This window comes from Halorubrum trueperi, from assembly GCF_042662525.1.
Classification (GTDB): Archaea; Halobacteriota; Halobacteria; order Halobacteriales; family Haloferacaceae; genus Halorubrum; species Halorubrum trueperi.
The window spans coordinates 464,355-490,278 of the sequence record NZ_JBHSXI010000001.1; the positions used below are offsets into that span (position 1 = coordinate 464,355).

General features: G+C 61.5%; 31 protein-coding genes. 8 read left to right on the forward strand and 23 right to left on the reverse strand.

Annotated elements, in window-relative coordinates; genetic code table 11:
- Positions 1-152: 152 nt before the first annotated feature.
- From ACFQEY_RS02405 to ACFQEY_RS02415, 3 genes are read left to right on the forward strand one after another with little or no spacing between them, the layout of a single operon-like run.
- The gene (locus ACFQEY_RS02405; protein WP_379764434.1) at positions 153-497 is read left to right on the forward strand and encodes a winged helix-turn-helix transcriptional regulator; all 345 of its coding nucleotides are present in this window, start codon (positions 153-155) and stop codon (positions 495-497) included.
- On the forward strand, positions 490-711 hold the full coding sequence (locus ACFQEY_RS02410; RefSeq protein WP_379764436.1) for a hypothetical protein: 222 nt from the start codon (positions 490-492) through the stop codon (positions 709-711). The genes ACFQEY_RS02405 and ACFQEY_RS02410 overlap by 8 nt, the downstream gene beginning before the upstream one ends.
- Positions 698-1,339: a J domain-containing protein gene (locus ACFQEY_RS02415; RefSeq protein ID WP_379764438.1), complete on the forward strand. Its 642-nt coding sequence runs from the start codon at positions 698-700 to the stop codon at positions 1,337-1,339. Before ACFQEY_RS02410 ends, ACFQEY_RS02415 begins: the two co-directional genes overlap by 14 nt.
- 135 nt (positions 1,340-1,474) lie before the next feature.
- On the opposite strand, the gene ACFQEY_RS02420 is transcribed toward ACFQEY_RS02415, so the two are convergent.
- Positions 1,475-2,287 (reverse strand): hypothetical protein, encoded by an 813-nt coding sequence (locus ACFQEY_RS02420; RefSeq protein ID WP_379764440.1) that lies wholly within the window; start codon positions 2,285-2,287, stop codon positions 1,475-1,477.
- Positions 2,288-2,289: 2 nt separating this feature from the next.
- Entirely contained in the window at positions 2,290-3,297 is a 1,008-nt protein-coding gene (locus ACFQEY_RS02425; protein WP_379764442.1) for a hypothetical protein, read from the reverse strand.
- A gap of 175 nt (positions 3,298-3,472) precedes the next feature.
- On the opposite strand from ACFQEY_RS02425, the gene ACFQEY_RS02430 reads away from it, so the two are divergent.
- The 3 genes from ACFQEY_RS02430 (at position 3,473) to ACFQEY_RS02440 (ending at position 4,700) form a co-directional block, all read left to right on the forward strand.
- On the forward strand, positions 3,473-3,610 hold the full coding sequence (locus tag ACFQEY_RS02430; RefSeq protein ID WP_379764444.1) for a hypothetical protein: 138 nt from the start codon (positions 3,473-3,475) through the stop codon (positions 3,608-3,610).
- A 213-nt stretch (positions 3,611-3,823) separates the two neighbouring features.
- The gene (locus ACFQEY_RS02435) at positions 3,824-4,129 is read left to right on the forward strand and encodes a hypothetical protein (protein WP_379764446.1); all 306 of its coding nucleotides are present in this window, start codon (positions 3,824-3,826) and stop codon (positions 4,127-4,129) included.
- A gap of 76 nt (positions 4,130-4,205) precedes the next feature.
- On the forward strand, positions 4,206-4,700 hold the full coding sequence (locus ACFQEY_RS02440) for a metal-dependent hydrolase (protein WP_379764448.1): 495 nt from the start codon (positions 4,206-4,208) through the stop codon (positions 4,698-4,700).
- 9 nt (positions 4,701-4,709) lie between these two features.
- Here ACFQEY_RS02440 and ACFQEY_RS02445 read toward each other — a convergent pair whose 3' ends face one another.
- A complete protein-coding gene (locus ACFQEY_RS02445) occupies positions 4,710-5,546 on the reverse strand; it encodes an ion transporter (protein ID WP_379764450.1) in 837 nt (278 codons plus the stop codon).
- A 246-nt stretch (positions 5,547-5,792) separates the two neighbouring features.
- Between ACFQEY_RS02445 and ACFQEY_RS02450 the strand changes: the two genes are divergently transcribed.
- On the forward strand, positions 5,793-5,951 hold the full coding sequence (locus ACFQEY_RS02450) for a hypothetical protein (RefSeq protein ID WP_379764452.1): 159 nt from the start codon (positions 5,793-5,795) through the stop codon (positions 5,949-5,951).
- Between the two features lie 4 nt (positions 5,952-5,955).
- Entirely contained in the window at positions 5,956-6,618 is a 663-nt protein-coding gene (locus ACFQEY_RS02455) for a hypothetical protein (RefSeq protein WP_379764454.1), read from the forward strand.
- A gap of 420 nt (positions 6,619-7,038) precedes the next feature.
- Here the strand turns inward: ACFQEY_RS02455 and ACFQEY_RS02460 are convergent, their stop codons facing one another.
- The 20 genes from ACFQEY_RS02460 to ACFQEY_RS02555 form a co-directional block, all read right to left on the reverse strand.
- On the reverse strand, positions 7,039-7,410 hold the full coding sequence (locus ACFQEY_RS02460) for a hypothetical protein (RefSeq protein ID WP_379764456.1): 372 nt from the start codon (positions 7,408-7,410) through the stop codon (positions 7,039-7,041).
- Positions 7,411-7,446: 36 nt separating this feature from the next.
- Positions 7,447-7,650, reverse strand: coding sequence for a hypothetical protein (locus ACFQEY_RS02465; protein ID WP_379764458.1), 204 nt, complete (start codon positions 7,648-7,650; stop codon positions 7,447-7,449).
- A gap of 901 nt (positions 7,651-8,551) precedes the next feature.
- On the reverse strand, positions 8,552-12,550 hold the full coding sequence (locus ACFQEY_RS02470; protein WP_379764460.1) for a fibronectin type III domain-containing protein: 3,999 nt from the start codon (positions 12,548-12,550) through the stop codon (positions 8,552-8,554).
- A complete protein-coding gene (locus tag ACFQEY_RS02475) occupies positions 12,550-13,731 on the reverse strand; it encodes a hypothetical protein (RefSeq protein WP_379764462.1) in 1,182 nt (393 codons plus the stop codon). Before ACFQEY_RS02475 ends, ACFQEY_RS02470 begins: the two co-directional genes overlap by 1 nt.
- Positions 13,732-13,748: 17 nt before the next feature.
- Complete coding sequence (locus tag ACFQEY_RS02480) at positions 13,749-16,178, reverse strand: phage tail tape measure protein (protein WP_379764464.1); 2,430 nt, start codon at positions 16,176-16,178, stop codon at positions 13,749-13,751.
- Positions 16,179-16,605: 427 nt separating this feature from the next.
- Positions 16,606-17,199: a hypothetical protein gene (locus ACFQEY_RS02485; protein ID WP_379764466.1), complete on the reverse strand. Its 594-nt coding sequence runs from the start codon at positions 17,197-17,199 to the stop codon at positions 16,606-16,608.
- 2 nt (positions 17,200-17,201) lie between these two features.
- On the reverse strand, positions 17,202-17,702 hold the full coding sequence (locus tag ACFQEY_RS02490; protein ID WP_379764468.1) for a hypothetical protein: 501 nt from the start codon (positions 17,700-17,702) through the stop codon (positions 17,202-17,204).
- 38 nt (positions 17,703-17,740) lie between these two features.
- A complete protein-coding gene (locus ACFQEY_RS02495; protein WP_379764470.1) occupies positions 17,741-18,256 on the reverse strand; it encodes a hypothetical protein in 516 nt (171 codons plus the stop codon).
- Positions 18,253-18,624: an HK97 gp10 family phage protein gene (locus ACFQEY_RS02500; RefSeq protein WP_379764471.1), complete on the reverse strand. Its 372-nt coding sequence runs from the start codon at positions 18,622-18,624 to the stop codon at positions 18,253-18,255. Before ACFQEY_RS02500 ends, ACFQEY_RS02495 begins: the two co-directional genes overlap by 4 nt.
- Complete coding sequence (locus tag ACFQEY_RS02505; protein WP_379764473.1) at positions 18,624-19,052, reverse strand: hypothetical protein; 429 nt, start codon at positions 19,050-19,052, stop codon at positions 18,624-18,626. Before ACFQEY_RS02505 ends, ACFQEY_RS02500 begins: the two co-directional genes overlap by 1 nt.
- 2 nt (positions 19,053-19,054) lie before the next feature.
- The gene (locus ACFQEY_RS02510) at positions 19,055-19,228 is read right to left on the reverse strand and encodes a hypothetical protein (RefSeq protein WP_379764475.1); all 174 of its coding nucleotides are present in this window, start codon (positions 19,226-19,228) and stop codon (positions 19,055-19,057) included.
- Positions 19,221-19,520 carry a hypothetical protein gene (locus tag ACFQEY_RS02515; RefSeq protein WP_379764477.1) on the reverse strand — a complete coding sequence of 100 codons (300 nt, stop codon included), beginning with the start codon at positions 19,518-19,520 and terminating at the stop codon, positions 19,221-19,223. Before ACFQEY_RS02515 ends, ACFQEY_RS02510 begins: the two co-directional genes overlap by 8 nt.
- A 2-nt stretch (positions 19,521-19,522) precedes the next feature.
- Positions 19,523-19,933, reverse strand: a complete 411-nt coding sequence (locus ACFQEY_RS02520) for a hypothetical protein (RefSeq protein WP_379764479.1) — start codon at positions 19,931-19,933, stop codon at positions 19,523-19,525.
- Positions 19,934-19,936: 3 nt separating this feature from the next.
- Positions 19,937-20,074, reverse strand: a complete 138-nt coding sequence (locus ACFQEY_RS02525; protein ID WP_379764481.1) for a hypothetical protein — start codon at positions 20,072-20,074, stop codon at positions 19,937-19,939.
- A 3-nt stretch (positions 20,075-20,077) separates the two neighbouring features.
- Positions 20,078-20,500: a hypothetical protein gene (locus ACFQEY_RS02530; protein WP_379764483.1), complete on the reverse strand. Its 423-nt coding sequence runs from the start codon at positions 20,498-20,500 to the stop codon at positions 20,078-20,080.
- A 5-nt stretch (positions 20,501-20,505) separates the two neighbouring features.
- Positions 20,506-21,618 (reverse strand): bacteriocin, encoded by a 1,113-nt coding sequence (locus ACFQEY_RS02535; RefSeq protein WP_379764485.1) that lies wholly within the window; start codon positions 21,616-21,618, stop codon positions 20,506-20,508.
- Positions 21,619-21,667: 49 nt separating this feature from the next.
- Entirely contained in the window at positions 21,668-22,129 is a 462-nt protein-coding gene (locus tag ACFQEY_RS02540) for a hypothetical protein (RefSeq protein ID WP_379764487.1), read from the reverse strand.
- A gap of 6 nt (positions 22,130-22,135) precedes the next feature.
- Positions 22,136-23,296 (reverse strand): hypothetical protein, encoded by a 1,161-nt coding sequence (locus ACFQEY_RS02545; protein ID WP_379764489.1) that lies wholly within the window; start codon positions 23,294-23,296, stop codon positions 22,136-22,138.
- A gap of 220 nt (positions 23,297-23,516) precedes the next feature.
- Complete coding sequence (locus ACFQEY_RS02550) at positions 23,517-24,407, reverse strand: hypothetical protein (protein ID WP_379764491.1); 891 nt, start codon at positions 24,405-24,407, stop codon at positions 23,517-23,519.
- Positions 24,370-25,923: an anti-CBASS protein Acb1 family protein gene (locus ACFQEY_RS02555; protein ID WP_379764493.1), complete on the reverse strand. Its 1,554-nt coding sequence runs from the start codon at positions 25,921-25,923 to the stop codon at positions 24,370-24,372. The genes ACFQEY_RS02550 and ACFQEY_RS02555 overlap by 38 nt, the downstream gene beginning before the upstream one ends.
- Position 25,924 lies beyond the last annotated feature (1 nt).

A 25,924-nucleotide genomic window follows, 5' to 3' on the forward strand; every position in this document is an offset into this window, starting at 1 on the left:
ACGTTCTCACGCAGCCATCCGGTGCTTCCTATCAGATACTCTATTCCGTGGATACTTATAGATAACTATTAGTTAGAACTATTGAGTAGCACTAACAGTAATTACTTAAGGTTCGCAAGGATAGTTAGCCTATGGCGGCGAAAGCCCAGCCAGTGCTTGAACCACGGCAACTGAACGAGGCGGATCGAGAGATCCTCGACGAACTCCATGAGGGGCGGGCATCACCCAGCTATCTCTCGGAGCAGACCGGCGTCGAGCAGACCTATATCAATCAGCGACTCCGGCGGCTCGACGAGCACGGGCACGTCGACAACCTCGCACGCGGGCTGTGGGAGCTCGTCGACGACCCTCGCGACGCCGACGGGGCCGGCGACGAGGACGACGTCGAGGAGCTGAAGCGACACGTCCGCGCTGCGGGCGAGGCGATCGAAGAGCAGGACGTCGACGCGCTCCGCCGGCACGTCCGGGCGGCATACGAGGTGATCAGCGATGAGTGAACCCGGAGACCGCCTTCGAGCCGCGGCCGATGAGCTGGGCGACGCCCGGGATGAACTCCCCGTCGACGACCTCGACGTCGAAGTGCCGGACGGGGCGCCTGCTCCCGAGGCGATCGTCGAGAAGATCGACGGGCAACTCGGCACGCTCCAGGTCACGCTCCAGGAGCTCGCCGCGAACGTCGACGTGATGGAGGAGGTCGATGAACACGACTGAACAGCGCCCCGACCTCGACTGGCCGGAAGGGTATCCTCGCACCGCCCCGAGCGAGCGCGAGCCCTACCCAGGCAACATCACCCTCGGCCATCGCGAAGCGTTCGAGTCGATCGACGAGGAGCTCTCCCGATGGGGGGCGCTGCTCCAGCGCGTCGAATTCGCGGCACCGGCGTATGTCAATGACTCGCGGATCCCGCACAAGTCTTCGGACCCAGACGACCCGGGCGTCGTCGCGTACTTTCGACGCGAGGACGATCACGCCGACGAGGGGTATGCGATCGCCTGCGACCGCTGGGACTCACTTCGCGACAACGCCCGCGCGATCGCGCTGTACGCTCGCCGGAAGCGCCTCGCCGAGCGCTGCGGGGTGACGACTGCCGACTCCGAGTTCGAGACGGCTCGCTTACCACCGGGTGACGAGGACGCGGCGAGCTCTGACGTGATCGCCGTCGAGCCCGAACCCGATCGCGACCCGCACGAGGTGCTCGGTGTCGCCGAGGGTGCGCCCGACCCAGTTGTGAAAGGTGCGTTTCGGGAGTTGGTGAAGGAAGCTCACGGCGACCAGGGCGGGAGCGAGAAGTGGGATGTGGGCGAACTGAAGCAGGCGCGGGACGAGCTGCTAGACTAATCCTCAAGATTTCCGTAAATGGGATACGACAATGTACTACATCCCGTTTGTGACCCTAAGTAGATAGCGTCGATGAGTAGTAATAGGCCAATGAAGAATCCCCTAACTCGTCGTGAAAGAAGCTGCGTCCTCTCTTCAGGTATCTCCCTTTAGAAGGACATCAATCGTTTTGAGCTTCTCTGGACCGTTTTGAGTAAGAATAACTTCAAATTGAGAAGTTTTCCGGTCCTCTCCATTGTATTGCAACTCAAAATTATATCTCTTACTTTTTCCAGAGGCTATTTCCAGCTCTTCACTAAATTCATTTTTGTGCTCTCCAGTTTCGCTAACCCAGACAACTTCACTTGGGAGTTCGAACTCGAGCCCGAGATTAACTTCCGCATCACCATTATTTTCTACTTTTATAAAGAGAGGTTCAGTGAATTCATGGCTCTGATAGATCTTGAATTTCTCTGGAACCACAACAAAATTGATATTTCTGAACGCTCGAAGGCCCCGGAATATCTCTTTGCTAAATCGCTGAGTGAGGCCCATCGTAAGTAATAGTGGAAGGAGATATGCCATAAACATTTTGACGCTACTTATTCCCATATACTGAAAATTACTATAGGATATTCCTAAACCTTCCACAATAAAAACAGATATTGGTGAATATAGGTACAGGAATATTGCATGAAGAATTAGGAATGGGATCGTCAGTGTAACTGTGAATAGGGTATATTGACTGTACCCGTCTAGCTCTTTCTCGCTCTCCATTCTCACATCCGCCATCTGTTGCAGTGCATACAGGTGGTTTATTACAACAATATGGAGGGCGATTATGATCAGAAGTAAATAGCCTATCCTAACATCGAAAATTGGCCGCATGAAGTCAGAAGCAATCGCTGCAGTCACTGCAATAGTCACCGTGAGCAGGTACTGTACCTCAAACTGATAGTCGCGATTCATACTCAGTCCATATGTGCAAAGTGGTCCTGATACAACTCCTCTAAGAAGTTTTCAGCTTCTTCGACAATAGCCAAATTCCCACTACGCTGCCCTTTCTTCTCAATTGTATATGTTCCAAATTTTGGAGTGTAACCTGTTTTAAAGAAGAAGTCCTGCCCGTTATACTTCATTGTTCCTTCAATCTGTGATACCCTCCCATCTCGATCCTCTACAAACATCCTAACATCTGGATGATCGAATATATTTCTACGCCCATTGAAATCTATCCTCTTAATACTCTGCTCATCTACTTCTATCTTCACCTGTTTTATTTGTAATATGCTGACAAAATCTCCAAACCTCTCCTGACTATCATTTTCTTGTAGCTTTATTTCGAAATCCTCAACAAATCTTTCCATTTTTCTGTTTGCCTCATCGTTAGCTAGATCCTGATAACCAACTGGTGAGAGACTTAAACCAGTTCTCTCAACGATGTTTAGCAAACCTTCTGCTTTGGCAGGCAAAGAAGCGCTAATGTAAAATTGCTCCTTATCTGGATCTACCCCAAACCCTGTTCCATAAATTCTCGAAGTTTCTCGCAATTCTCCTAACGGATCTAAAATATAATCGTCGGTCTTTGACCAGTAGGTACCTCCCAATTCAACAGAAGAGTTATCTTCTATCTCGAACCCTTCTGACACCACCTCTGATCCGTTTTCCGAAAACTCCACTTCCATTTCGGAAAACTTCTCTCGTATCTCCTCTACTGGGTCATCATCTACCAACGATTCGATGCCAACTATATCAACCAGATACTTCCCTCGAGATTTCTCTTCTTGTTCCAGAACGACGATCCAATCTATTAATTCGCTGAACTGCTCTTTGGACCAATCCAGCCGGAGAAATTCATCAACCCAGTCGTCCTTCCTGTTTGAAGAGATGTCTATATCTCGTTCATACCCTAAGTCGCGCAGTTCTCGTAGCTTCAACATTCCAAGAGCAGCGCGCAACTTATCATTGGGGACTGACATGCCATCTTCAAGTAATCGACCCAATATAAATGTGCGTTACCTCAAGATAGTATATTTCTACTAAAGTACGGTTATCGTAATTCAAAATGCATAGACTAGGACATTGACTCTCATAGTGTGTATTCTGTTCGTGAGCATCGTACAGCTCTAGATCCACCGGAGGATGACGACGAGTGTGAGTGAGGCGTCCGACGCGATCGTCCGACTCGTCGCAGAGAGCCCTGGACTCGATGAAGACAAGATCGCCGACCTCACGAATGATGAGCTCGAGGTAGACGGTGACCCTGCTCGAGAGCTGCTCGACGATGGCTAAGTATCCTCGTTTCAGAACCTGATAGCCCATTACTTACCGAGTACTAAATGATTGGTTACCGAGAAATATCTGAGAATAACGTGCTGCTCGGCATCGCGGACGTCAGCTTTCTCACCTGACCGCTTTCGAACATGCTCGCCGATTGGATACAGTTTCACTTCCGACCTCCATGTCTGGCTCACCACTTTTGTGAGAGCGGTCGGCCCACTGAGCATGACTGACGAGCGGCGGACGATCCGACTGTTCGACAAAGAAGAGCGCAACTGCTACCACTGCCCCCGAGGCCATGTCGCGTGGTTCCCGATCAAAGACGAGTTCCACTGCACGAGATGCACCCTCAACGGTGAGGACGTCACGAGATTCGATGAACTCACGGACTCGGACACGGGTGAGACAATCGCCCGGGACGACGTCGAGTTGCTCACCGCGTTCGGACCTTATCGCGAGGTATCATCCATGTCGCTCGGCGGAGATGGTGTATACGGCACCCACTCAACACCATCAGAACAGGACGAGTAGACACCCCTGATCTCCAGTCAGCTTCTCGTGATCGATGACGCGTAACATCCTTATTCTCTGCTGACAGGGGATACCCATGCACGAGAAAGGACACATAGGCGCGGGGCTCCTCCTCTACGCCCCGTTCGGATTTATCGTCGCTGCACTCGCCTCCCTCGAACTCGCAGCGGCCGGTGGGGTCGCCGTCGCTTCGATGGCGATGGTTCCAGATCTCGATATGAAGACGCCGCTGGTGAAGCACCGCGGGATCACGCACACCGTGTGGTTCGCGGTCCTGGTCGGCTTCGGGTTTGGAGCCCTCGGGGCGCTCGTTGGCCTCGAGGAAGGGATCCTCGCGACGATCCTTTTCAGTATCATCGCGTTTGGCTTTGGTACGTTGACCATCATCTCGCACTTGGTCGCTGACGCCCTCACACCGATGGGTGTACGGCCATTCGCCCCAGTTCGCGACGACAAGTTCACGCTCAACTGGTTCAAGGCGGCAAACCCGATCGCGAACTACGCGCTGCTCGGCCTCGGCGGCCTCGTTGCCGTCGCCGCGATCGTCGCTGGCACAGCAATACCGATCTGAGACGGCGACTCACTGTTCAATCTTTTCGAGCTGCTCGAGGTGGACTTCCTTCTCACAGTGCGGGCACTGCTTCCGCTCGTCGAGTTTGTTTTCGGTTGCTTCCATGAACCCAGCTGCAAGGATCGACGCTGGAAGAGCGAACATCCCGATTCCAAGGACAGCCGTGATCGCGCCGACGAATTGGCCTGACATGGTCACTGGGTACATATCACCGTATCCGACGGTTGTCAGCGCCGCCACGCCCCGCCACATTGTCGCCGGAATCGACGAGAACTGGTCGGGCTGGACAGCACTCTCGATAAAGTACATCACCGAACTTGACACGACGAGGAGCAGTCCGTTCGCGAATACGGCGATAACGAGCTTCTCTTTCCGGTCCTTCAGAACCCAGCCAAACGTCTGTATCGCGGTCGAGTATCGAGCTAGTTTCAGCAGCCGGAACAGCCGGATGAGTCGGAGCGCCCGGAGGAATCGGAGGTCGACTCCGATTCCAGTCACCGCGATATAGAACGGGGCGATCGCGAGCAGGTCGACAATTAAGAGCGGTCGGCTCGCAAATCGAAGCCGTCCGGAGATTGCGCCGGTGTACTCGTCCGCCTCGACAGCTGACCAAACGCGGGATACGTACTCAATGGTGAACACTGCGACGGAGAAAATCTCGAACGATTGAAACATCTGGGCGTACGGTTCATAGATTGTGTCGACCGTGCTGAGGATCACCGCCGAGACGTTGGCGATGATCAGCAACATGATGAACCAATCTGTGTAGTATCCGAGTTTTCCCCCTTTTCTCGGCGCGAAGATTCGATAAACCTGCTTCCGGAGATCGCGAAGTCCTCCTTGCATGAGTGTGGGTGAACCCGACCTCACAAGAAATTACGCTGTCAATTGTATGAGTTCAACCGCACGATCACTCGGCTGGTACCGGGCGTCATTCATGGGCACTACTATCGAAGCGTACTGTTCGTGCGGCGTAACCGCGAGTGTCGACGTCAGCGTTCGAGGGGGCGACGACTGGTGGAATCGGTAGTCCTTGTATAAATACCCAGGTCCACCACAGCAGTTTTCTGATTGGGGGGTAAACATGTTCTCATGGTTGACATCAATACCGATCAAAAGAGGTCCGTTAGTGTCGAGGTCGACAAAGATCGAGACTACTCAGTTCAAGATAACTGCGAGGACGTCTTAGAGGAGTATTCTCAGAGCGCGATGGATGTCTCTGAAGAGTTCACCTCGAGCATCTTAGACTGATCTGATGTCGAATGAACCTGATATTCAAGACGGATTAGCCACGGTTCTGGATTGCATTCAGAAGTCTGGGAGAAATGTGATCGATGAGATAGACGACACAACAGAGGATGGAGAGAAAATCGAGGGATTCGTGTGCTCACATGGAGAGAACAATCTCATCGTCTACTCCACTCCCGGCTCTCACTTTTTCACAGTTCAATATGAGTACGATGTAACACCGAACGCTGCTACTGCACAAAAAATACAGGAGAAGATCAATAGGCTACCCAGCGACATCTCTGGTGAGGTCCAAATTGATGCTGATATCACGAATGAGGACATCACGGAAGTGCGTGAGAGAATTGCAGAGTTAAACAAACAGCGGGACGATAAACAAATACAAAAAGTTCACACCAAGCTTGTGGACCAGCTATCTGACCCGAACTGTGGCTACCAGATCAGAAACGATCTGAACGGACCACATGGATTTATGACTCAAAAAAAGTTGTTCGCATACGAGTCTGACTTTTCTCCGTCTGATTTTGATGCAGCGTGCCAGACAATTATCAGCGTGGCAATGATGCCGCAACAATTCTTAGAAGATGTGTATAACGTGAGTGTAGACCTTCCTGGAAAGGGTGTTGATGACTCTGCTGGCCAGAAGACTGCTCACCGCGGATTCCAGTAGTTTCTCAATCAGTTGATTCGTTTATCAGTTGGTCTGTCCGACGCACTCGTTACTCGCCGAGCCGTGGCTCACCGACCAGCTCCACCGCACGATCACTCGGCTCATACCGATCATCACTCGCGTACAGCGACGCGACCCAGCGGACGCCCTCGTCGGCGTCCCAGCCCTCTGCATCGTAGTGCCCCGCTGGGAACCGTAGCGGCGAGCGTTCTAAGTGCGGCCAGAGTCTCGTCTGTCGACCGCCATCGGCGGTCGATTCAACGAGTTGTTGAGTGAACTCTGTATTTATCGTGGTTGTATCCTAAGAATCTGTTTTGCGGGGATTGAGACGTTATCGCTGCTTTTCTATCTGTGTATAGTTCGTTGACACAGTAATTCGAAGATTCATCAGCCGTATCATTGTGTCAGCATGCGGATCGACTAGTCAAGTAGTTCAATTCCGTAGCCCTCTTCGCCAAATACTATCGGGAATGAGTAGGGCCATCCGGGAGTCGAGACAACCTGATACCCTTTGACGAGTGTTTGCGATCGCAACGCGTGTATGGCCAGTGCGACGAGAGTAAGCCGAATCTCGAGCATTCCGACAGCAGCCGATGCCCACGAGAGCAGCTGGTTAGTAAGCTCTTGGAGATGGGGGCTAGCGACGTCGATTCCGACAGCAGCACATATCGCCTCGATGCTGCCCTTGAGCCACTTGTAATTCCCCCAGTGGTCGCGCCGGACATACACTGCGAGCTCGTAGTTGTCGCGATCGAACATCGGGATGATCGGCTCCGGCTCTTCAACGCGCATGCGAGCGCAACGAGCGGGTGAAACATAAGTGGTCGCCTAGACGTCGTATCCGACCTCCCGGCACATGTGTCGGATCGCCTCGCCGAGCTCGAACACGTCACGGAGGTCCTGCGGGGTCGGCCTCCTCGGCCTGCTCGCGAACTTCAGCCGACCGAATATCGGACTGGCATACTCGTCTGACTCGACGGACGACCACACGCGAGCGCTCGAACCTGCGACGGCGGCGCGTGCTCTATCCAAGAAGCGTTGACGAGTCCAGCCCCTCGGCAGCCGTCACGAGCGCGGTGCACGCTAACTGTGGTTCGGCAGCTGACGGATGGCAGGACAAATGCCGACAGGGGCAGTCGAACGGTTGCTTGTCACACCAAGACGTTCGAGTTTGACTCCGACTTCGATTGCAGCCGTCGTCAGCACTTATTGCTGCACCGCTGTCGACACCCGTCAGATCCCGAACTGTAGGTATATACCCACCGAGATCTGCAATACTGTCCGATTTTCCGAGTAACGGAGCGCTGGACACATCGCGAGTCGGGCGAATCCGCGTGACATTCGACGCGAGCGATTCGCTAACGATGCGTCTAAGGGTGTTGGAAACGTTGTGTAGCATTGGTAATAGTTGGCAAACGGAAGTCGGATCAAAACCTATTCAGTGATTGACTCGTCATCACACACCAGGGACCAATGGTCCCTGCTGGGAACGGGTTCCCCCACTACCGGACCCGTTCCCGCTCTTCGATCTGCCCTCCGTAGACCGTGCCTGCCTCGTGTCTGACGGGCAGATCGACGCGCGCCGGGCGTCACCCCCGGCGTCGCGTTCTCTGAGAACGTAGCTGCAGGTGCGTAGTGTCACCATTAGAGGCGGCCGCTGGCTCGCTCCTCACGCCCGCCGCGCCCGCCGGACGATCATCGGTCTCGGTATGCGGCTCAGGAGGGTCTTTTAACACCGGAGCGGGCGTTACGGCAGGTATGCTCGCGTCAGTACTGCTCGGAGTCGGCGAACCGGCTGACTACTGGTTCTTTAGGGTTGCTCGCGGGATCCTGTGTGGCCTGCTGGAACTGCTTGGGGCAACTCCACCAATCTGTTAGAGTTGCGACGCCCACCCCACTATGCGCCGAGAGATGCCGTCGACGATCACACTCCTCACACCACATCCGCGAGCGACTCGTAGTCCTCTCGCAGGTCGTCGACGATCTCGCTGGCCGTCTGCCGGTTCGCGAGGCGGTACTCGCGCTCGTCCGTCGACGAGCGCTCCACGCCACGGATCTCCTGGGCACCCTCTGGAAGGCGGGGATGCGAGATCGCCTCAACGAGCGACACGTCCGGCGCCGGCTCGACGAGTGTGATCGTCGCCTCCACCTGCGCGTCTTGGACTTCCTTGAGGATCGACAACGCCAGCTGGTCGCACTCGCGGTCGGAGGTTGCCCCCGAGATCGTGCGCTCGACCGTCCGGGCTTCCGCGGGATCGACCGTGGGCGTCGTCGCCTCCCCGCGGTACTTGAACTCGTAGTCGGCAGCGTAGGTCGTCCCCGTGGACATATCGCCACCGTCGAGGATCTCGATACCGCCGACATCCCACTGCATCCGGTAGTCCTCGCCACGCTCGAACACCTCGTCGGTGTCCGGGTCGTAGATACGCTCGGAGTCGGGCACGACCCACTCGTCGCCGATCGACGTGAGCGTGCTCCCGCCGGACTGCGCGAACGTCGAGCCCTCTACGTCCTTCGAGCGACCAAAGACGATGACCCGCTCGTAGGTGTCTTCGATCGTCGTCCGCTTCTCAAGACTCGTCGTCGGCGCAGTCGACGCCCGCGTCCGCTGGCCAATCTGCGTCCATTCGATGATGATGCCAGTCTCATCATTCGGATCGGCGTCAGGGTCGCGCCGCGCTTCCCACACCATCCGCCCGCCGTCAGCGATTTCCGCGAGGACGTTCGAGAGCCGGTCGCGGTACTGCTTGTCCAAGAGGACGGGCGTGTCCTCGAGGTCGGCACGGAGGTCGATCTCGTCGACGGACTGTCCCGAATCACCCCGCGCCGGAGAGCTCGACGGGTCGGCGGCATACCCCGAGAGCGTCACCCGGGCGCGGATCTGCTGGGTCGCCCCTGCGAAGCTGCCGGAGACGGATTCGCTGTTGCTCGCCTCGATCCAGTTCGCCCCCTCGTCGTTGCTGATCGCGACCGCTTGATCGCCGGCCGTCGAGGACATCTCGACGGTGAACTCTCCCGCGATAACCTGCTCGACGCTCCCGACATCGTCGAACACGACATGGATGACGCCGGGGAACTGCTCTGGCCCCTGGACGACGCCGTTCTCGGGCGTGTCGTCGAAGACGAACGAGTCGCGATCGTCACGGATGTGCGTCGCGTCGACCCACATATCGCCGTCCGTCTCGGTCGTCACCGTCACGGTCACCGTGTGTGAGCCGGGCGCGACGGCTCCGTCTTCGTTGAGAAAGAACTCCGGCCCCCACGAAAGGTCGAACTGGTCGGCGTCGGAGTTGAGCCCACCAGTCGGGATCGACTCGACGACGTCGCCGTCGAACGAAATGTCGAACGCAGGCGCTTCTCCCTCGACGGCTTCCAAGAGATCGAACACGAGCTCGCCCTCCGGAATCTCGTGGTCAGTGCTGATCGACACTTCGAACTCGTCGCCGACGCTGTTGAGCCGAAGGGCCTGCCCCCCGGACCACGCCCCAGCGTCGCCATAGTTGTCCGCGAGGTACACACCGAGGTTGGTCTCTGCGTCCTCGGCCTCGACGAACCACCCCGTCTGGAGTCGGCGGATGCCGCCGATCTGGCGGACTTCGAGTGGATCCGTCGGATCGATTGCGTCGGCGAGGGGCTCTTCGAGCGCCACCCCGGACTCCTGGAGCATCAACACGTCCGACCGCGTGTCGGTCGCCGGGTCGTCAACGTTAGCGTCGTAGTCCGTGTACTCCGCGATGAGTTCCTCACCGGCAAGGTGGTTCTCACGCGCTTCGAACTGGATGTCGTCCGTGTACGGGTCAAGCTGGCTCGCGCCGCTCGCCTCGAGGACGGTCGCGGAGCCACGGTCGCCGGTCGTCGTGCGCGTCCCCTCCAGCGTGTCGATCGGGAGCTGCGTCCCGTCGATCCACACGCGCATCGGCTGGCCCTTGAGCTCCTCCCAGCGGTCGGACTCGGGCACGGTGATTTTGACAGACGGCCGCTCGTTGACGTTGGGCGACCAGTCGTAATCGGTGACGGTCGGCGTGAGTGGCTCTATCTGGTCTGTCGTATCAATCTCGACGTACGGGCCTGTGACCGGGATATGCCGGTCACGAACGCCGTCGAGCGCCGGCGTCGACACCGTGACTGTGTTGCTGTCCGCCTCGGCGTACGCGGTGTACGACCGAATCCGGTAGCGGTACTCGCGGTCGGCTTGGGCCGTGTCGTCGGTGTACGTCTCCGTGTTGACGCCGACATCGGCCAGCTCCCGCTCGCGCCCCCATGACCCATCACTGAGGCGCCGCTCTCGGATGACGAGCTGTCCGTCCTCGTTATCTGCGTATTCGGTCCAGCCCAGTGTGACGCTCGTTGTGGTCGTGTTTGTCGCGGTTAGATCGTCCGCTCCTGGGAACCGTGTGATGATTGACAGTGGCTCGGTCCACGCACCGGTCGCGTAGTCCGTCTCCGTCCGGCCTCTCGTCTCGTACTCTTCGCCGTCGAGCAACCCTGTGAAGACGACGTCGGCGTCATAGCCGGCCGTCTCCTCGGCGAAGCCCGCGGCCGAGGAGTCCCACGCCGATGCGCCGGTCTCGCGGATCTGGTAGCGGACGATCCCGTTGTTCGTCGACGGGTCGCGGTTGACGGTGATCTCGTCGAGGACGCCGTTATCGAGTTGCTGCTGGGGCTCGTCCGGAAGGAGTGTCTGGAATGCCTCGACGGTCGAAGGAGACTCGGCGTCCGAGGTCTGCGCGACGACGCGGGCGTCGTACAGCTGCCCGTTGAGTAGGTTCGATGGTGCCGCCTGCTCGGTATCGAACGCGACGGTCTCCGCGACGGCCCACTCGCCGCCATCCTCGCGGTACTCGACGCGTGTCTCGCCGTTGGTGTGAGTCGCGTCCCAAGCGTATGTCGCGCTGTCGGCGTCGACGTCCGAGACGGCGGGCACGCTCGGCGCGGGCAGGACCGTTGTCGCCACGGCTTCGCCGGACAACCCAGAGTCGCCGGCGTTGTTGTACGAGAGAACGGCGTAGTGGTACGTGCGCCCGTTCAGTAAGCCCGTGTCCGTGTACGACGTGCTGGCCGTGTCCACGACGAGCGTGTCGTTCGTCGTAACGGGCGACGACAGGCTCCGGTAGAGTTCGTATCCGTCGGCCCTGTCGGCCGCGTCCCAGCCGACGTCGATCGTCGACTCGCCGTCCGCGTCAGCCGTCGCTCCGGTCGGCGTCTCCGGTATCTGGTCGTACGTGATCGTGACGCTGGCGGCTGACACCTCCCCGCCGCGCTGGTTGGTTACCTCGGTGTACGACGGGTCGGTGTAGTTCGAGCCGCCGCCGCCGCCGCCGGCGAAGTCGGGGTTCGCTCTGGCACCACCACCGCCACCTCCATACCAACCCGACCCGCCTCCTCCGCCGGCAGAATTTCCACCGTAGTTGCCCCCGTTCCCGCCCGCGCCGAACGAGCCGTCGCTCCCGTCCCTTGAGTCCGTGTCGCCATCTCCGCCCGTACCACCGCTGGACTGTGTGCCCCCGTGCCCGCCGTCGCCCTGATATTCGCCTCCGTTCCCCCCTGTGTCCGGGCCACCGCTGCCGCCGTTATACGCGGTACTATCGCCACTCGCACCACCCCCTCCGCCCCCGGCACCAACAACAACACGGTCGCTAAGCGACGTGCCTCCCACCCTGACGTCCGCCGCACCGCCGCCGTTACCGGAGTCCACGTCGAATTCCTGATAGCCCGAACCGCCGCCGTAGCCCATGCGGACGTACACGGTTTGCCCCGCGAGCGCGTCACCGGCGTTTATCTCCGCCACGCCGCCTTGCCCACCGCCTCCATCCCCGTATTGATTATCGCCGACCCCGTCTTCGCCCGGTTCCCCGCGGGCTTCGATCCGGATGTTCTTCGCGGTTGAGGGAATGGTGTAATCGGCGTCCGCGGTGAATGTCTCGGTGGGCATCAGCGACGCACCTCCGCACGCGCCACGAGCCCCTGCTCGACGCTACTGTCCACGATGCTCGTCGACGCGATCGGGTCGAGCAGCACCTCCAAGTCGGTGGGGATCTCGCCCGTGCCCGAGAGTCGCCACACTTCGAGCTCGGAGTGGCCGCGCTCCAGCTCCACGTCGACGGCGTAGATGTCGCCCTCCTGGTCGCCGGCGACGGCCTCGAACTCGATCTGCGCTCGCACGGAGGCCTGCCCGATGTGCGTGAGGTCGACGTCGGCGGGCTCCCAGTCTGTGTCCAGATCCGCGTCGTAGGATGGGAGGTCGACCGTGGACCAGCTGTCCGCGCCGGCGTCGTACTCCTCGACGTCGAGGCTGGCCGTCTCGTCTGCGTTCGTCGGCTCGTCGATGGTGATGCGGAGCAGGCCGTTCTCAAGGACGATCTCGCCGTCGAAGACGTAGCCCGTGCTGTAAACACGCCCCCAGGCGAGCGATCCCTCCACATCGTACTGGCCGCCCTCTCCGTGGCTATCCCACACGGTTGGGTCGACGTCGCCCTGGAGGTCGTATCCGTGATCGTACAAGTAGATCGGCTCGTCGATCGCCTCGCTCGTCGCGTCGAACAAGTCGATAGCGCCGTGTGCCGTCTCGACAGTTTCGACCGGCGTCGGTCGCTCACGCTCCGTCGGAGACGACGTCGAGTCGACGATCCTGACGCGACGGGCGTCCGCGGGGATACCGACGATCCCGGTGGTGTCGTTCCCGAACGGGTGGCCCGGATCGGGCTGACCGGGAGATGTTACTAACGCCAGATAGTGCTGCTTGCGCGTCCCCGCTCGCTCAAGCGTAAGCGTCAGCGACTCACTCGCGTCAGTCGCCTCCAGATCGGCCTCGCGGGCCTCGGCGAACCCCGGCGCTCGACGCGTCGAGCTTGGGACGTAGTAGCCGTCGACGCCGACGTGCGTACTGCCGCCGAGTGGGAGCACCCCGAGCGCAGGGTTTGTCCCGAGCATCTCCAGCGCGGCCGCTTTCCATGTCGCCCGGCGGTCGCCATCGAACCGTACACTGATGTCGAATGATTGTGAACTCACTCCCGTCGATTCGACGTAGGTTTCGCCGTTGAGGACCGACGCAGTCGCTGTCTCATGGCCACCCGATCGCGGCGATATCTCGAGCGTATTGTCGGGAAGTTCCATTTGAAATAGCTGGATCATCACGGCCGTCCTCCACTAGCAGCCTCGGTCAGCTGTGCCTCAGCGATGTCTTCGATCCACTGTTCGAGACCACGCTGATCCGTTTCGAGTCGTGTCTCCAGCCGGAACCCATCAAGTACCTCCCGGAGGGCCGTCTTGAACTCGGATGCTGAGAGGCCGGTCGAACCCGTTCCTGTTCCGCTTCCTCCTCCTGCGCTGCTCGTCGATGTGCCGCTCCCTCCAGTGGCCGCGGTCGCTGCTGGCCCTGCGGCGCCACCACCTTCGAACCGCTGAAGGAGGGTTGCGAACTCTTTCTCAGAGACGCCGAGAGTCTCCGCGGTCGCCACTCCTGAGCCGTCACGGACTGCCTCATACAGGTCCTCGTTGATCTCGGTAGGCGCGTCCTCGATCTCGTCGGGGTCGGAGACGTAGCCGTTCACGCCCTCTTCGAGCGCGGCGCGGATCTCGGGCGTCATCTCGCCTTTGATCGGCCCGTTGGAAAGTTCGTCCTCGACGCCAGACTTTGCGCCCTTCGCTATTTCCGACCCAGCATCTTCCCCGACGCTGTGTGGATCCCTCCCGCCCGAGAGTAGCTGCTTCTCCTTACTACTCAACGATGCTGTCTGTTGGGAGACACCATCATCAGCCGCCTCGGCAACGGACTTGCCCGTTTCTTCCGCCCGCTTCTCCGCAGGTTTCGGGGGGAAGAGCTTGTCCGCAACCTCCTCGCCGTCGACGCCGGGGATCCGATCGATGAGGTCCTGAAGCTCCTGGGGGATCTCGGTGATCCGTTTCACTATCCAGTTGACCCCCGACACGACCCGGTCAACCTGCTCGTCCATAGCGTCGCCGAACCCTCCGATATTCTTCTGGTAGGCGAGTACGGCCCATCCGATCGGCCCCATCAGTGCGAGGAACGCCGCCTTCACCAGATCGAGGTTGTTCAGGACCAGGTCCTTTGCCTGCTGCGTCCGATTCTGGATCCCGAGGAAGTTCATCTCCCACGCTTTGTACATCCAGCCGACCGGGCCGATCGCTGCCAGCAGGCCGTTCTTGAGCAGGTCGAGGTTATCCGTCACGACCCCGACCGCATCCATCGTCATCCCACGGATCCCCATGAAGTCGGTCGCAAACGCCGCACCCAGAAGCCCGACCGCGGCGACGATCGCGAGGATGGGGCCGGTTACGGGGAGCGATGCCGCCGAAACCATCGCGAATCCTGACGCCATCGCAGGAAGCATCGTAAGTAGCGTCCCACCAGCCAGTAGCAATGGACCCGCCGCTGCGGCGACGCCCGCGGTCGCGATCGCCACGTTCTGTTGCTTGTCGGAGAGGCCGGCGAAGTAGCTCCCTGCTTGGCTCACGTACCCCGACAACGTCGACAACATCGGGAGGAGGTTCGCCCCGATCGCGACGCCGGCGTCCTCGAGATTCGACCGCATGATCTGGAGCTCCGCGTTCAGTGTCTTTCGCTGTGTCTGGGCGACATCTTGGGTCGCCCCTTCAGCCTCCTTTAATCTCGTCGTGCTCTCCTCGAGAGCGCCGCTCCCCTGCTGGAGGAGCGAAGCCATCGCCGGTCCGGCCTCACTCCCGAAGATCGCAGCCATGTCGGCGGTGTCGGCGCCGGCTGCCTCAAAGTCACCCATGATCTCCGTGATGGATCGGAGGTCGCCGTTCGAGTCGCGGATGCTCACACCAAGTTTTTCGATCGTCTCCGCAGCTCGCCCAGTTGGGTTCGAGAGAACGGTCAGCGCCCGGTTAAGCGAGGTTCCTGCGCGCTCGCCTTGAATCCCGACGTCGCCCAGCAACCCGATTGCGGCGGCAGCCTCCTCGATCTCGATACCCATCCCGGCAGCCGTCGGTGCGACGCGGCTCATCGCCGTGCTCATGCCCTCCATCGTCTGATTGTGGCTGGTGACGGTCGCAGTCAACGTGTCCGTCACTTCGGTCATTTGGCTGGCCTCGTAGCCGAACGCGGACATGACGTTCGTCGCGACGTCCGTCGCCTCGGCCATGTCCATCTGCCCAGCCTCTGCGAACGAGGCGACTTTTGGCATCGCCTCCATCGATTCGGCGGCGTCAAGGCCGGCGCTGGCGAGGAAGTAGTAGGAGTCGGCCGCCTGCTGGTGAGACATCGTCGTCGCGGTCGCGACCTCGCGAGCCGTCTCCTCGAGGTCCTCGCGCATCGAGTCCGAGACATCTCCCATCACCGCGATGGACTTCTGCATCGCCTGGTCAAAGTTCGCCGACTGACGAGCCGCTACGCCTCCCATCGCGAGCAGGGGCGCCGTGATCCCGGCGGTCATCGCGGCGCCTGTGCGTTTCATCGACTTTCCGGCGGACTGCATCCGGCCGGTGAGCGAGTCAATCTCCTGTTCGGCGGTATCGACGCCCTCGGAGACGCCAGATGCGTCTACCCGAATCGCGCCTGTGAGTGTGCTGAAAGCCATTATGAATGCTGCTGCTCGTGCCTCTCGGCGGTATGCGTGAATCCGAAGGAGGAGTGGTTACTCGCTAGGCGACGCCTCGAGATTAGCCGCGACATGAGGGCCATTTCGGTAGACCAAGATACCCCACACGATCCCTCCGATCATCAGTGGGATTCCGATGATCGCCGTGATGACTAATATTGAGAGGAGTGCCCCGAACATCGTAACGAAAAGCGGGCCTGCGTAGGCCTGCCGAAAACCACTATGGTCACAGTGTGGACATTTCTTTGCCTCAGTCGAGATCTCCTCGTGGCACTCCGAACAGGGGGCGGTGTTGTGGGTCATCGTGTAAACGCCTGTTGTCGTTCGTTCAGGCGAGTCATCCAAAACGTTTGCTCCCAGTTGGGCATGCCGTAGAATTCCCGCGGACCGATGCCATAGAACTCCTTCAGCTGTCCGAGTCGTCGTCCGACATCATGCTCTGCAACGCGGCGAGCTTCTGCTGCTGCTCCTCCGCCGCCCCTTCGGTCGAAAAATCGTCGAACACCTCGCCGATGGTGTCGTCATCCCGGAAGATGGCGGTCCAGACGTCCGGGTCGCGGAACGATTCGTCGACGGCGTGCGCCGACAGTACCTTCCGCATCAGCTCCGTGCCTTCGAGAGCGTCGTCGTAGAGTGCCTCGAGGTCGACGTCGTTGGACTGCAGGCCACGGATGGTCTCGAGCCGGCGCTGCTCAACTTCCGCGAGTAGCTCGGCACCGTGCTTGAGGCGCTGTGCGAGTTCGCGGTCCTCGAAGTTCCCTAGGTCAGCGTTTGCACCAACCGGCCGGTAGAACTCGATCTCCGTCCCGTGACGCTCGACGGAGAATGAGTCTCGGTACCGGTTGAGGAACAGCTCTCGAGCGGCTCCGTAGACCTCCACTGCCTCTTCCTTCCGTTCCTGCTGCTCGCGGGCGCGCTGGTCGACGTAGTCGCGGGCGGCATCTGCATTGTCGAAGCGGTCGAAGTGCTCCGTCGTTCCGTTCGTTGCTGCTCCAGACATGTTCAGGCCGCCGTGGAGAACTCGTGCTTGATCTCACCCATCACACGCAGCGTGATGGTCGCATTCGCCGGATCTCCGCTGGCGAACTCCTCTTCGGTCTCCTCGACGCGGACGCGGGCTGCCTCGCGCTGGATGACTTCCTCCCCGTCGGCGTCCTCGCGGTCCTTGAACACGTAGAGACGGACGGCGTCGTGGACCTCATTGAAGATCCGGGTTGCATCCTCGGAGTCGATGACGCCGAGCTCTTCCAAGTCGGTCCCTGCATCGTGGTCGAGAGGGATCTCGATCGTGTAGTCGACGTGTTCTGTGCCGGACTCCCGGTGGCGAGAGGCGTTCGGTTCGCTCTCCCACTGATTCGTGTTCGGCGTGATCGTGATGTCTCCCGCAGTTCGGACGAGGAACGTCTCGGTTTCTCCGGTCGCTCCGGGTTCCTGAACGACGGAGACGTCGGTCCAGGCCCCGGAGAGCGTTTCTGTCGCGTCGTAACTGTCAGTTGCACTCATGAGTTTGTAGTATCGTGTTGAATCGGATAGTTAGCGGGCTATGCTCGCGGGCCGTCGTCACCAACGACCGTCCGAGTGACGCTCCACCGTGCGGGGAGCGACCACTGGCCGCCGTCGTCAGACTCCAGCATCTCTGAGCCGCCTACCGGCCCGTTGGCCTGGAGGTATGGGACGCCGAACGCGATGTTCGCACGCTCTCCGACGAGGCTCAGGATGTGGTCCATGTAGGACTCGGAGAGCCCGAGGGATGGATCGTTGTCGATGGCCTGCCGCCAGCCAAGTCGAGCGACGATCGCCCCCTGGACGACGAAATCGGCACTCGTCGACGAGGACGTCGAGACACCGCCTCCACCACGCATCACCCCCATGGCGACGCCGACGGGGTAGTCGGTCTCCTGGAGCGTCTGCTGGCTGTAGATCTGCCGTGTCGGGTCTGCCGGGCCGACCACGTCGGACAGACCGCTCAGATCAAGCGCATCCAGCAACGGCTGGTGCGTGCGGAGGTCTTCGAGGATGGCGTTCCGGAGCTGTCCGCTCCCGGTGTTCCGAGTCACGAGATCCTCCGGACGGCGCTGTTCCAAGCTCTCTCGGCAGCGTCCTCGAACGTGCTCTTGTTTTTCTCAAGTGCGGGCCCGACGTGTGGTGTGCCGATGTCCATGAACTCTTGGTAGGGAGCGTGTTCGACGCGGGTGACGACTCGGACCTCGATGATCGCCTCGAGCACCTCTTCGATCTCGCGTTCGTACGAGTCGCGGAGTTCTCCAGTGTCGACCGGCGCGAGGTCCTGAGTATCGTCGAGCAGCGAGTCCGCGAGATCCTCCGCCTCTTCCGAGATCTCCTCGATAAGGATCTCCTCGAAGTTGAGCAGGTCATCGATCATCCCGGCCGGCCCGGAACCGAGCCACTCGAAATCGGAGTCCATCAGCTATCCTCCGGGTCGATCTTCTCGACTTCGATGACCACGTGGCTCGGACGCTCAGGCCCCTCGTAGTGGACGTCCACATCAGTCACGGCGAATGTCCCGTCGATCCCGTCGATCGTGAGTCGCCAGTCGTCGCCCTCGTCGACGGCGACGTCGTACTCGTGGTCAGCGGGCTCGCCTTCATCCGAGGTGTCGACCATGTCGCCGGCGGAGCGCGCCGGGAGGAAGACCCGCGGCGTCGAGTAAACACGGCCACCCTGATCCTCGCGGACGTAACCCTGTCCAGCCGGCTCGTACCGCCCGGGGACGCCGTCAACGACGGCGACCCACTCCTCGACTGGGATCGTGCCGCCGGCGCCGTCGTCGACGGTCTCGCCAGTCTCCTGGTAGTGCTCGACCGTGATGAGGTGAGTGAGGGTGCCGCGCATGGTCAGATCCGGAGGTCGTTATCGCGGTTCTCCACCGACGTTTCGACGACCTGCTCAAAGGTCTCCTTCGCAGCCTCACGAACGTCGTCGAGCGAGTCGTCCTCGTGTCCGGTGACGACAACCGACACCTCGCCAGCCATGATGTCGACCTGTGGACGTTCAGGAGCGTCAGCCATCGTCATCCTCGTCGTCGAGCGCGTAGGCGTCGACGATCGCCTCCGCCTCGCTGTTTCCGTCGACGTCGTCGATGTCGCCAGCGGCGGCGAGCTGCTGAAGCGTCTGGTACGGCATCGTCCCGAGCTCGTCACGCGGGAGGCGGCCGTCCTCGTCGAGCCGCTCCAGGTGTCGACCGAGGCCGTCGACTGCGCCGGCTGGCGGGTCGATCCACAACTCGCCGGTACCGCGGAGCTCGCCGCCACCGTAGCGACACGTCCGCATCACGCGGTAGATGTGCGGTCGGTCCGCCATGCTCAGTGCCCTCCGGACGTGTCCGGAACGGTGATCGAAGCCGTCGGTTTCGCCGCGTCAGCGAGCGTGCCGGACTGGTCCATCGAGATCGCCTTCTGACCGAGCGTCGTCGACCGCATCGCCTCGCCGAAGTCGCCGGCGTAGGTCTTCGATTCGCGGTCCGTACTCTCCCGCGTCGTCTGCCGGAGGTCATCGATCCCGGACGCGAGGATGTTGTGCCCGGCGAGGTACCGCTCGATCAGCGCGAGCCGGTCGTCGGACTGACCGGTGTCGGCGAGGTCCTCCTCGACGACCAGGTGTGCCGGGTCGAGGCCCACGGTCTCGATCTGCGGGTCCGACAGCTGGGCGGTCGGGAAGTCCGTCCGCTCAAGTTCTGCGCGGACGTCGTCGACGCTGCTCCGGTAGTCGGCCATGGATTAGCACCCCGCTAGTTTGGCAGGACCGCCGAACCGGTTGGCGAGCGTGCAGGTCGTACAGATGTACCTGTCAGGCTCGAGTTTGCTGTTGCAGACGACGCAGTTGTCGCCCGAATCCTCGTACTCGAAGTCGGTCACGAGTCACCCCTCCAGCTCCGCGATCCGCTTCTCGAGGGCATCGATGGCCGTAGTCCGGTCCTCGCCTTCTTCCTCAGCGTCCTGGATCGCGGCCAGCAGCTCGACGTCGTCGACGTCGGCGATCCGCTCACTGAGCTCCTCGACGGACAGATCCGACGGGTCCGGGTCGACCACGATCTCGTCCTCGCCGCCTTCCTCTCCGTCGGCACCATCGTCGTCGACGCCATCACCGTCGTCGGGTTCTGTTTCGGCCGTGGGTTCCGGCTCCGGTTCCGCGACGGGCTCGATCCGCCCGGGGTAGCCGTCGAGGACCCACTCCGGAACTTCGAGCTCGTCACCCGTGTGGTACTCCTCGCCGTCGTGTCGGAACTGCCGTCCGACCACCTGCACGCGGACGGGGTCCGTGTTTCGACTGTCGTCACTCATGGCGATCAGGCGTTGATCCCGGTGAGCCGGGCCACGCCAGCGATGCCGTCGGGCTGGGTCCGGAGGAACGGCGTCCGGCTCGACAGCAGACGGTTGTTCAGCGCGGCCCCGCCGTCGGACTCCCAGCTGGTGTTCGTGACGCCCTGCGCGTTCACGATCTGGAAGTACCGCGGGTCGTCGAGCAGCATGATGAGGCTGTCCGAGTCCAGCCGCGGCGCCGGCGTGAAGTTGAGGTACGGGTACTTCCGCTCGAGGCGGTCGATGACCGGCTCGTCCGTGGCGGACGTCTCGTAGTCCTCGCGGGTGAACTCGCCCCACATCGCGCGGGGGACGAACACCCAGCCGCCGACCTCGGAGACCAGCGGAACGTCGTCCGTGTCGACGACGTCCGTCTGGTCCTCGACCGTGTCGTGCAGCTCGTCGACGTCGGCGAGGATCTCGTTGGCGTCGGCGATCCAGCCGCTCGAGGCCGACCCGGCGAGCACCTCGTCGGGCGAACTCGAGTCGAGACCGTCCACCGAGAGGAGGCCCCGCTCGGTCTGGACGTCGCGCCCCCAGCCGTCCCAGAGCATGCTGTGCTCGGAGCGGTTGAGTGCCCGCCGTGCCTCCCTCGGGTTGGTCGTGTCGAAGCTCTCACCGAACGCCTGCGCGTTCTGGAACTCGCGAGCGTCGAGCTGGTAGGTAACGATGTGGAGCGGGAGCGGGACGCCGTCGAGCCCGTGCCCGGGCATCTCCTGCTCGCTGCGGGTCCTCATGTTCATCGTCGTCTCCGCCTCCATCCGCCCGCCACTGAGCGGGTTGAAGTGGGCGTAGCGCGCCAGGCTGGCGGGGACACCGAAGCCGGCGCCGATCATCTGGTCGACGAGCGTGGACTCCACGAACTGCTCGTTGAGGACCATGTCCGCGTACTGACCCCACGAGTCGACCTCAAGCGTCGAGTCGGCCGTCAGCTCGGCCGTTGGCGTCGTGCTCTTGACGCCCGTCGCCTCGTCGAGGCTCTCCCACATGTCCGGCGTGTACGGAGAGGACGCTCGAAGCTGCTTGAGTGCCTTCTCTCGGATCGCCGGCACCGGGTTGAAGAGCGCCGCCTGTGCTGTCAGCGGGATGCGATTCTCCACGTCCTTGGGCGCCGAAACCTCCGGCGCCGATACGTTTGCAGTATTCATGTTAGTAGAACTCCACGATGACGAAGTCGTCACCGCTGGATCGGTCGATCACTTCGATGCCACGGCCGATCGCGGTCGTCGGCGTGTCGGTGATGTAGCCGTTCGCGTCCCAGCCCACCTCGGCGTCTTCGAAGTTGCCGGGCGTCGCGATGTTGCCGTCGTGGCGGAGTCGGGCGCGGTCGTAGCGCCGGAAGCCGACTGTCTCGACTGTGTCGCCCGATGCGCTTGGGTCGTCAAGCGGCGAGTCCCCGACGGAGCCGAGGCTCCGCGGCGGGTTCCGCTGCTCGCGAGCGACGCGCTTTGTGTCCGCGTCGGCTCCAGCGAGCTTCACCTGTTTCTCGCCGTCGGAGTTGCGGTACCAGATGACGCCCTGGCCGGGCTCGATCGCCTCGTCTGCGTCGCCGTCGACGTAACTCTCTCCGCCGTTGACCTGTGCGAGAACGCTCTGGTTCTGTGCGATCATGGTAGATCAGTCCTCCTGGACGCCCGTTCCGTAGGCGTCCACGTCGTTGTCCGAGTCGCTGTTCCCGGGTGCGGCTGCAGTGAGACTGCCCGCCGTCCCGGGGAGGGTGGCGGCGGCCGCACCACGAACGCGCTCAAACTCGCGGTCGATGACCTTCGACGAGGAAGCGAGGAGCTCCTGCCGGTCGTCGTCGTCGAAGTCGTCGCTCTTGGCGATGATTTCCTCGACCTTCTGACTCTTCTCCGTCTGCTTGTTGGCCTGGGCGACGACCTCGTCCGCGTTGTCTTCGGTGACGAACCCGCGCTCCTGCAGGCCGTCCGCGAGGTCGTCGACGGTCATGTCGGCGAGCGTGGTGCCGTCGGTGTCGCTTCCGCCGTCGCCGCCGTTGGTCGTTGTCTGACCGTCGCCTCCATCGCCGGAGCCGCCGGTCGTGTCGGTGCTGTCGCCGTCGAACTGCTTCGAGAGTCGCTCGAGGTCCTCGTCGGACATGTTCTCGAGCGAATCCTCCTCGAAGCCGTGCTCGTCGACGAGCGTCTCGATAGGGTTGTCACTCATGTTGGGTGTCTGTGGGTTCGCAGAGGATTCCGCCCCTTCGTTTCCGGTGTCGATGCTGTCCGGGTCGACCGCGTCCGCCGTGAGGCCGAGCGCCTCGAGCGTTCCGCGAACGGTGCTGCTGATGAGGCTCTGTCTGCCGCCTCCGTCGCCGGCCCCATCAGCCGATGCCGTCAGCTCGGCGCCGATGTCGGTCTCGGCGGTCCACGAGGCGAGTGCCTCGTTCGGGCCCCACTCCGCGGTCGCGCTGGGGCTGTCCCCTTTCGAGACGACGGACAGGTCACCGAACCGAATGTCGGTCGCAGTGACGTCCGCCTCGGGCCCGTCGTAGGGTTCCGTGTTGAAGAACGGGTGCACGGAGACGTCGTAGCTCCCGGCCTGCACGCCGGTCGCGACAGCCTGGTCGTGCGTCATCGCCTCATAGGCGACGGCCTGCTGGTCTTCGATCCACCCCGACTTCGAGACCTTCCCGAACGTCTCGTCGACGTCAGGAGGGTACTTCGGCCGACCTGTCTCGTCCTCGGGGTGGTCCTTGGTAAGCGGTTCGTCGGTCTGTGTTTCGGCGGCAGCGCGGAGTTCCTCATCCGTCATGAGGACGCGCGTGCCGTCGTCCATGTGGAGAACGTCGCCTGCTGCGACGGTGATGCCACCGAAACGGTACTCGGTACCGTCGGCTGTGTCTGTCGAACCTGCGGTTAGCCGGCATGTCCGAGCCGACACCCGCAAGTCGTGATTGTCCTCTGTCATCGGTAGAAGTCGGCCCGGATCCTCGCCCCTCACCGCTCGGGCGGTGGGTGTCGTACGGGGGTCATCGGCCCGGGCCGATCAGACGTGCTTAGAACAACTCCTGGACGTCGGTCACGATCCACTGACACCGACACAGGTTGTGGGTGTCGTCCGGGATCGTGAGCTGCTGGGCCTCCTCGAGCGTGTACGTCCCCGAGAGTCCCTGGCAGAGCGAACAGACGCGGTTGTCGCCCGCCGTCCGGAACTCCGCCTCGACGTCGAGTTCGACGTCGGCGTCGACGCGGTCGTACGCGGTGAGCTTCGTCGTGTTGTATTGGTTGACGACCCGCCCCGACGCCGTCGCCGTCGTGTGGCTCTTGTACACCTGCGCCCGCTCCGAGATGTCGGAGGCGAGAGCGGATTTCGCGATCTCGCCAGTGACGCCCGCGGTCACCAGGGAGCGCGCGTCCGTCCGGTAGTCGTCCATCCATGAGGCGACGCGTTGGCGAGCGTCCTCCTGCTGGAGATCGACCGACTCCTGGACGACGTCCTGTTCGAGGATGTTCTCCGCGGGGTCGACGTCGACGCCGAACCGTCGGAGCTCGCCGTTCGCCGTCCGAAGTGCCTGCTTCGAGGCACGCTCGAACCAGTCGCGGACCTTCCGGCTGTCGTGTGGATCGAGCACCTCGGCCTGGATGGCGCGCTCCATCCACTCGTCGAACCGGCGAGCGGTCTCGGCCGGGGAGAGGCCCGCCCACCGCCCCCCGTCACCCGAGGCGAGCCCGAGTGCGTCCTCGTCGACGAGGAGCTGCCGGACGTCCGAGTTCAGGCTGCCGACCCGGCCGCGGAGGAACCGGGCGTACGCACGTTGGACGGTCGTCGTCGACGTCGGGTCCGACCGACCTGCCTCCTCGAGGGCGTAGTTCTGCGCCGTCAGGGTGTGTCGGTGCCGGTGCGTGCTACTAATCGTCGACCCCCTCGCCGCCGTCTGCGACGGCATACCCGTCCCCGCTGGTCATCTCCTCGACTGAGCGGGCGGTCGCGGCAGCCGCGGCCTCCTCCTCGAGCTCCTGGACGTCGTCGGCAACCTCGTCGAACTCTGAGGGAAGGTCGCCATCCTCGATGTAGTCAGCCTGCTGCTGGCGGGTGAGCATCGCCTCGGGCATCCCGCCTGTCCACTCGTTTAGCGCCTGCGCTCGAGTGTGCTGGATATCGGCCTCGTCCTTCTCGGACATCTCGGCCAGTGGCGTCCACTCGACCGAGTAGGCTGACGGCCCTTTGCTGGGTGGTGTGAGGATGCTGTACTTGATGAGGCGGTCGATCAGCGCCCGCACGATCGTCGGCGTGATGTACGTCCGCCGGCGCTCACCCAACTCTCCGTACCAGTCCTTGAGGTCCTGCGTGGTCGCCCGCTCGCCCGTTTCGTTCCCCTTCAGCACCGACTGGGGTGGCATGTAGGGCTGGGAAGAGATCGCCTCGATGTTCGGGTCGATCACCGGCTGCGGATCGATGTCCTCCCCACCCAGACTCTGGACGTCGGCAGCACCGTGCGTCCGGAGAACGTTCTCGAGGCCGACCTCCCAGCGGTGGAGGTGTTCACGGAGTTCGTCTTTGTTGTCCTCGAGGGCGAAATCCTTGTCGATGTTGATGTTGATGCCCCACGCCGCAGCTCGGTAGACGAGCTGCCCCGCGGCGCCGAGCGTCCGTTCGATATCGATGAGGTTGTTATAGACAGGCTGCTGGCGGGGCGTCCCCCGGATCTGGTCGTCTAGGAGCCCGCCGCTGGGAATGTGGATTACGCGGGAGTGATGGGCCCAGATCGAGTCAGGGCCCTCTGACTCCGTCGTGTCTGACTCGTCGTCCTCCTCGTCAGTGAGATCGAGCTTGTATTTGACTGGCTTTCCCCAGCGATCCGATGTTGGCCCACCGAGTTTGATGTCCTCGACCGACGCCTCCGAGAACGGCCGTAGTCCTTTCAGACCCGAGGGATTGACGACAGGGTTCTCGAACTCACTCGGTTTGTTAATGTCGTCGAACTGGAGGACGAGGATGCCGTACTGGCCGATGCCGGCGAGTTTGTCCGCCCGCTTGCCGTAGTTCCAAATACGGAGGTCGCGCTCGAACTCCTCGATCTCCGCCTCGAAGTCGGTCTGGCCGTCGTCATCGTCCGACTCCGCGTCGTCAACGATCTCCGGCGGGTCACGCCAGGACGTCGAGGCGGGAAGGAACGTGACGGCGAACGCGTACGGGTTCCGCAGCGCGAGGGTGTAGAACTGGTCGACACCGGGGTTGGTGTCCCACTCGAAGACGTCGTAGTACGAAAAGTCCTCGTCACCGCCGTGGATGTTCTCGCCGAGGATGGCGGCCAGCGTCTGGCGCATCGTCTTATCGACCCGCTCGGCTGCGATGAGCTCCATCACCTCGTCGTTGATCGGAGTGTTGGCGTCGCCGGTCGCCTCCTGGACGTCACTACTCGTGCTCGAATCTCCCTTTGTGTCGGATTCAGTATCAGTCATG

Bases quoted from the DNA above. Each gene is read 5' to 3' on its own strand.
- ACFQEY_RS02410 (WP_379764436.1), top strand. From the start codon at position 490: ATGAGTGAACCCGGAGACCGCCTTCGAGCCGCGGCCGATGAGCTGGGC.
- ACFQEY_RS02415 (WP_379764438.1), top strand. From the start codon at position 698: ATGAACACGACTGAACAGCGCCCCGACCTCGACTGGCCGGAAGGGTAT.
- ACFQEY_RS02420 (WP_379764440.1), bottom strand. From the start codon at position 2,287: ATGAATCGCGACTATCAGTTTGAGGTACAGTACCTGCTCACGGTGACT.
- ACFQEY_RS02425 (WP_379764442.1), bottom strand. From the start codon at position 3,297: ATGTCAGTCCCCAATGATAAGTTGCGCGCTGCTCTTGGAATGTTGAAG.
- ACFQEY_RS02435 (WP_379764446.1), top strand. From the start codon at position 3,824: ATGACTGACGAGCGGCGGACGATCCGACTGTTCGACAAAGAAGAGCGC.
- ACFQEY_RS02440 (WP_379764448.1), top strand. From the start codon at position 4,206: ATGCACGAGAAAGGACACATAGGCGCGGGGCTCCTCCTCTACGCCCCG.
- ACFQEY_RS02445 (WP_379764450.1), bottom strand. From the start codon at position 5,546: ATGCAAGGAGGACTTCGCGATCTCCGGAAGCAGGTTTATCGAATCTTC.
- ACFQEY_RS02450 (WP_379764452.1), top strand. From the start codon at position 5,793: ATGGTTGACATCAATACCGATCAAAAGAGGTCCGTTAGTGTCGAGGTC.
- ACFQEY_RS02455 (WP_379764454.1), top strand. From the start codon at position 5,956: ATGTCGAATGAACCTGATATTCAAGACGGATTAGCCACGGTTCTGGAT.
- ACFQEY_RS02460 (WP_379764456.1), bottom strand. From the start codon at position 7,410: ATGCGCGTTGAAGAGCCGGAGCCGATCATCCCGATGTTCGATCGCGAC.
- ACFQEY_RS02470 (WP_379764460.1), bottom strand. From the start codon at position 12,550: ATGCCCACCGAGACATTCACCGCGGACGCCGATTACACCATTCCCTCA.
- ACFQEY_RS02475 (WP_379764462.1), bottom strand. From the start codon at position 13,731: ATGGAACTTCCCGACAATACGCTCGAGATATCGCCGCGATCGGGTGGC.
- ACFQEY_RS02480 (WP_379764464.1), bottom strand. From the start codon at position 16,178: ATGGCTTTCAGCACACTCACAGGCGCGATTCGGGTAGACGCATCTGGC.
- ACFQEY_RS02485 (WP_379764466.1), bottom strand. From the start codon at position 17,199: ATGTCTGGAGCAGCAACGAACGGAACGACGGAGCACTTCGACCGCTTC.
- ACFQEY_RS02490 (WP_379764468.1), bottom strand. From the start codon at position 17,702: ATGAGTGCAACTGACAGTTACGACGCGACAGAAACGCTCTCCGGGGCC.
- ACFQEY_RS02500 (WP_379764471.1), bottom strand. From the start codon at position 18,624: ATGGACTCCGATTTCGAGTGGCTCGGTTCCGGGCCGGCCGGGATGATC.
- ACFQEY_RS02505 (WP_379764473.1), bottom strand. From the start codon at position 19,052: ATGCGCGGCACCCTCACTCACCTCATCACGGTCGAGCACTACCAGGAG.
- ACFQEY_RS02510 (WP_379764475.1), bottom strand. From the start codon at position 19,228: ATGGCTGACGCTCCTGAACGTCCACAGGTCGACATCATGGCTGGCGAG.
- ACFQEY_RS02515 (WP_379764477.1), bottom strand. From the start codon at position 19,520: ATGGCGGACCGACCGCACATCTACCGCGTGATGCGGACGTGTCGCTAC.
- ACFQEY_RS02520 (WP_379764479.1), bottom strand. From the start codon at position 19,933: ATGGCCGACTACCGGAGCAGCGTCGACGACGTCCGCGCAGAACTTGAG.
- ACFQEY_RS02530 (WP_379764483.1), bottom strand. From the start codon at position 20,500: ATGAGTGACGACAGTCGAAACACGGACCCCGTCCGCGTGCAGGTGGTC.
- ACFQEY_RS02540 (WP_379764487.1), bottom strand. From the start codon at position 22,129: ATGATCGCACAGAACCAGAGCGTTCTCGCACAGGTCAACGGCGGAGAG.
- ACFQEY_RS02545 (WP_379764489.1), bottom strand. From the start codon at position 23,296: ATGGACGACGGCACGCGCGTCCTCATGACGGATGAGGAACTCCGCGCT.
- ACFQEY_RS02550 (WP_379764491.1), bottom strand. From the start codon at position 24,407: ATGCCGTCGCAGACGGCGGCGAGGGGGTCGACGATTAGTAGCACGCAC.
- ACFQEY_RS02555 (WP_379764493.1), bottom strand. From the start codon at position 25,923: ATGACTGATACTGAATCCGACACAAAGGGAGATTCGAGCACGAGTAGT.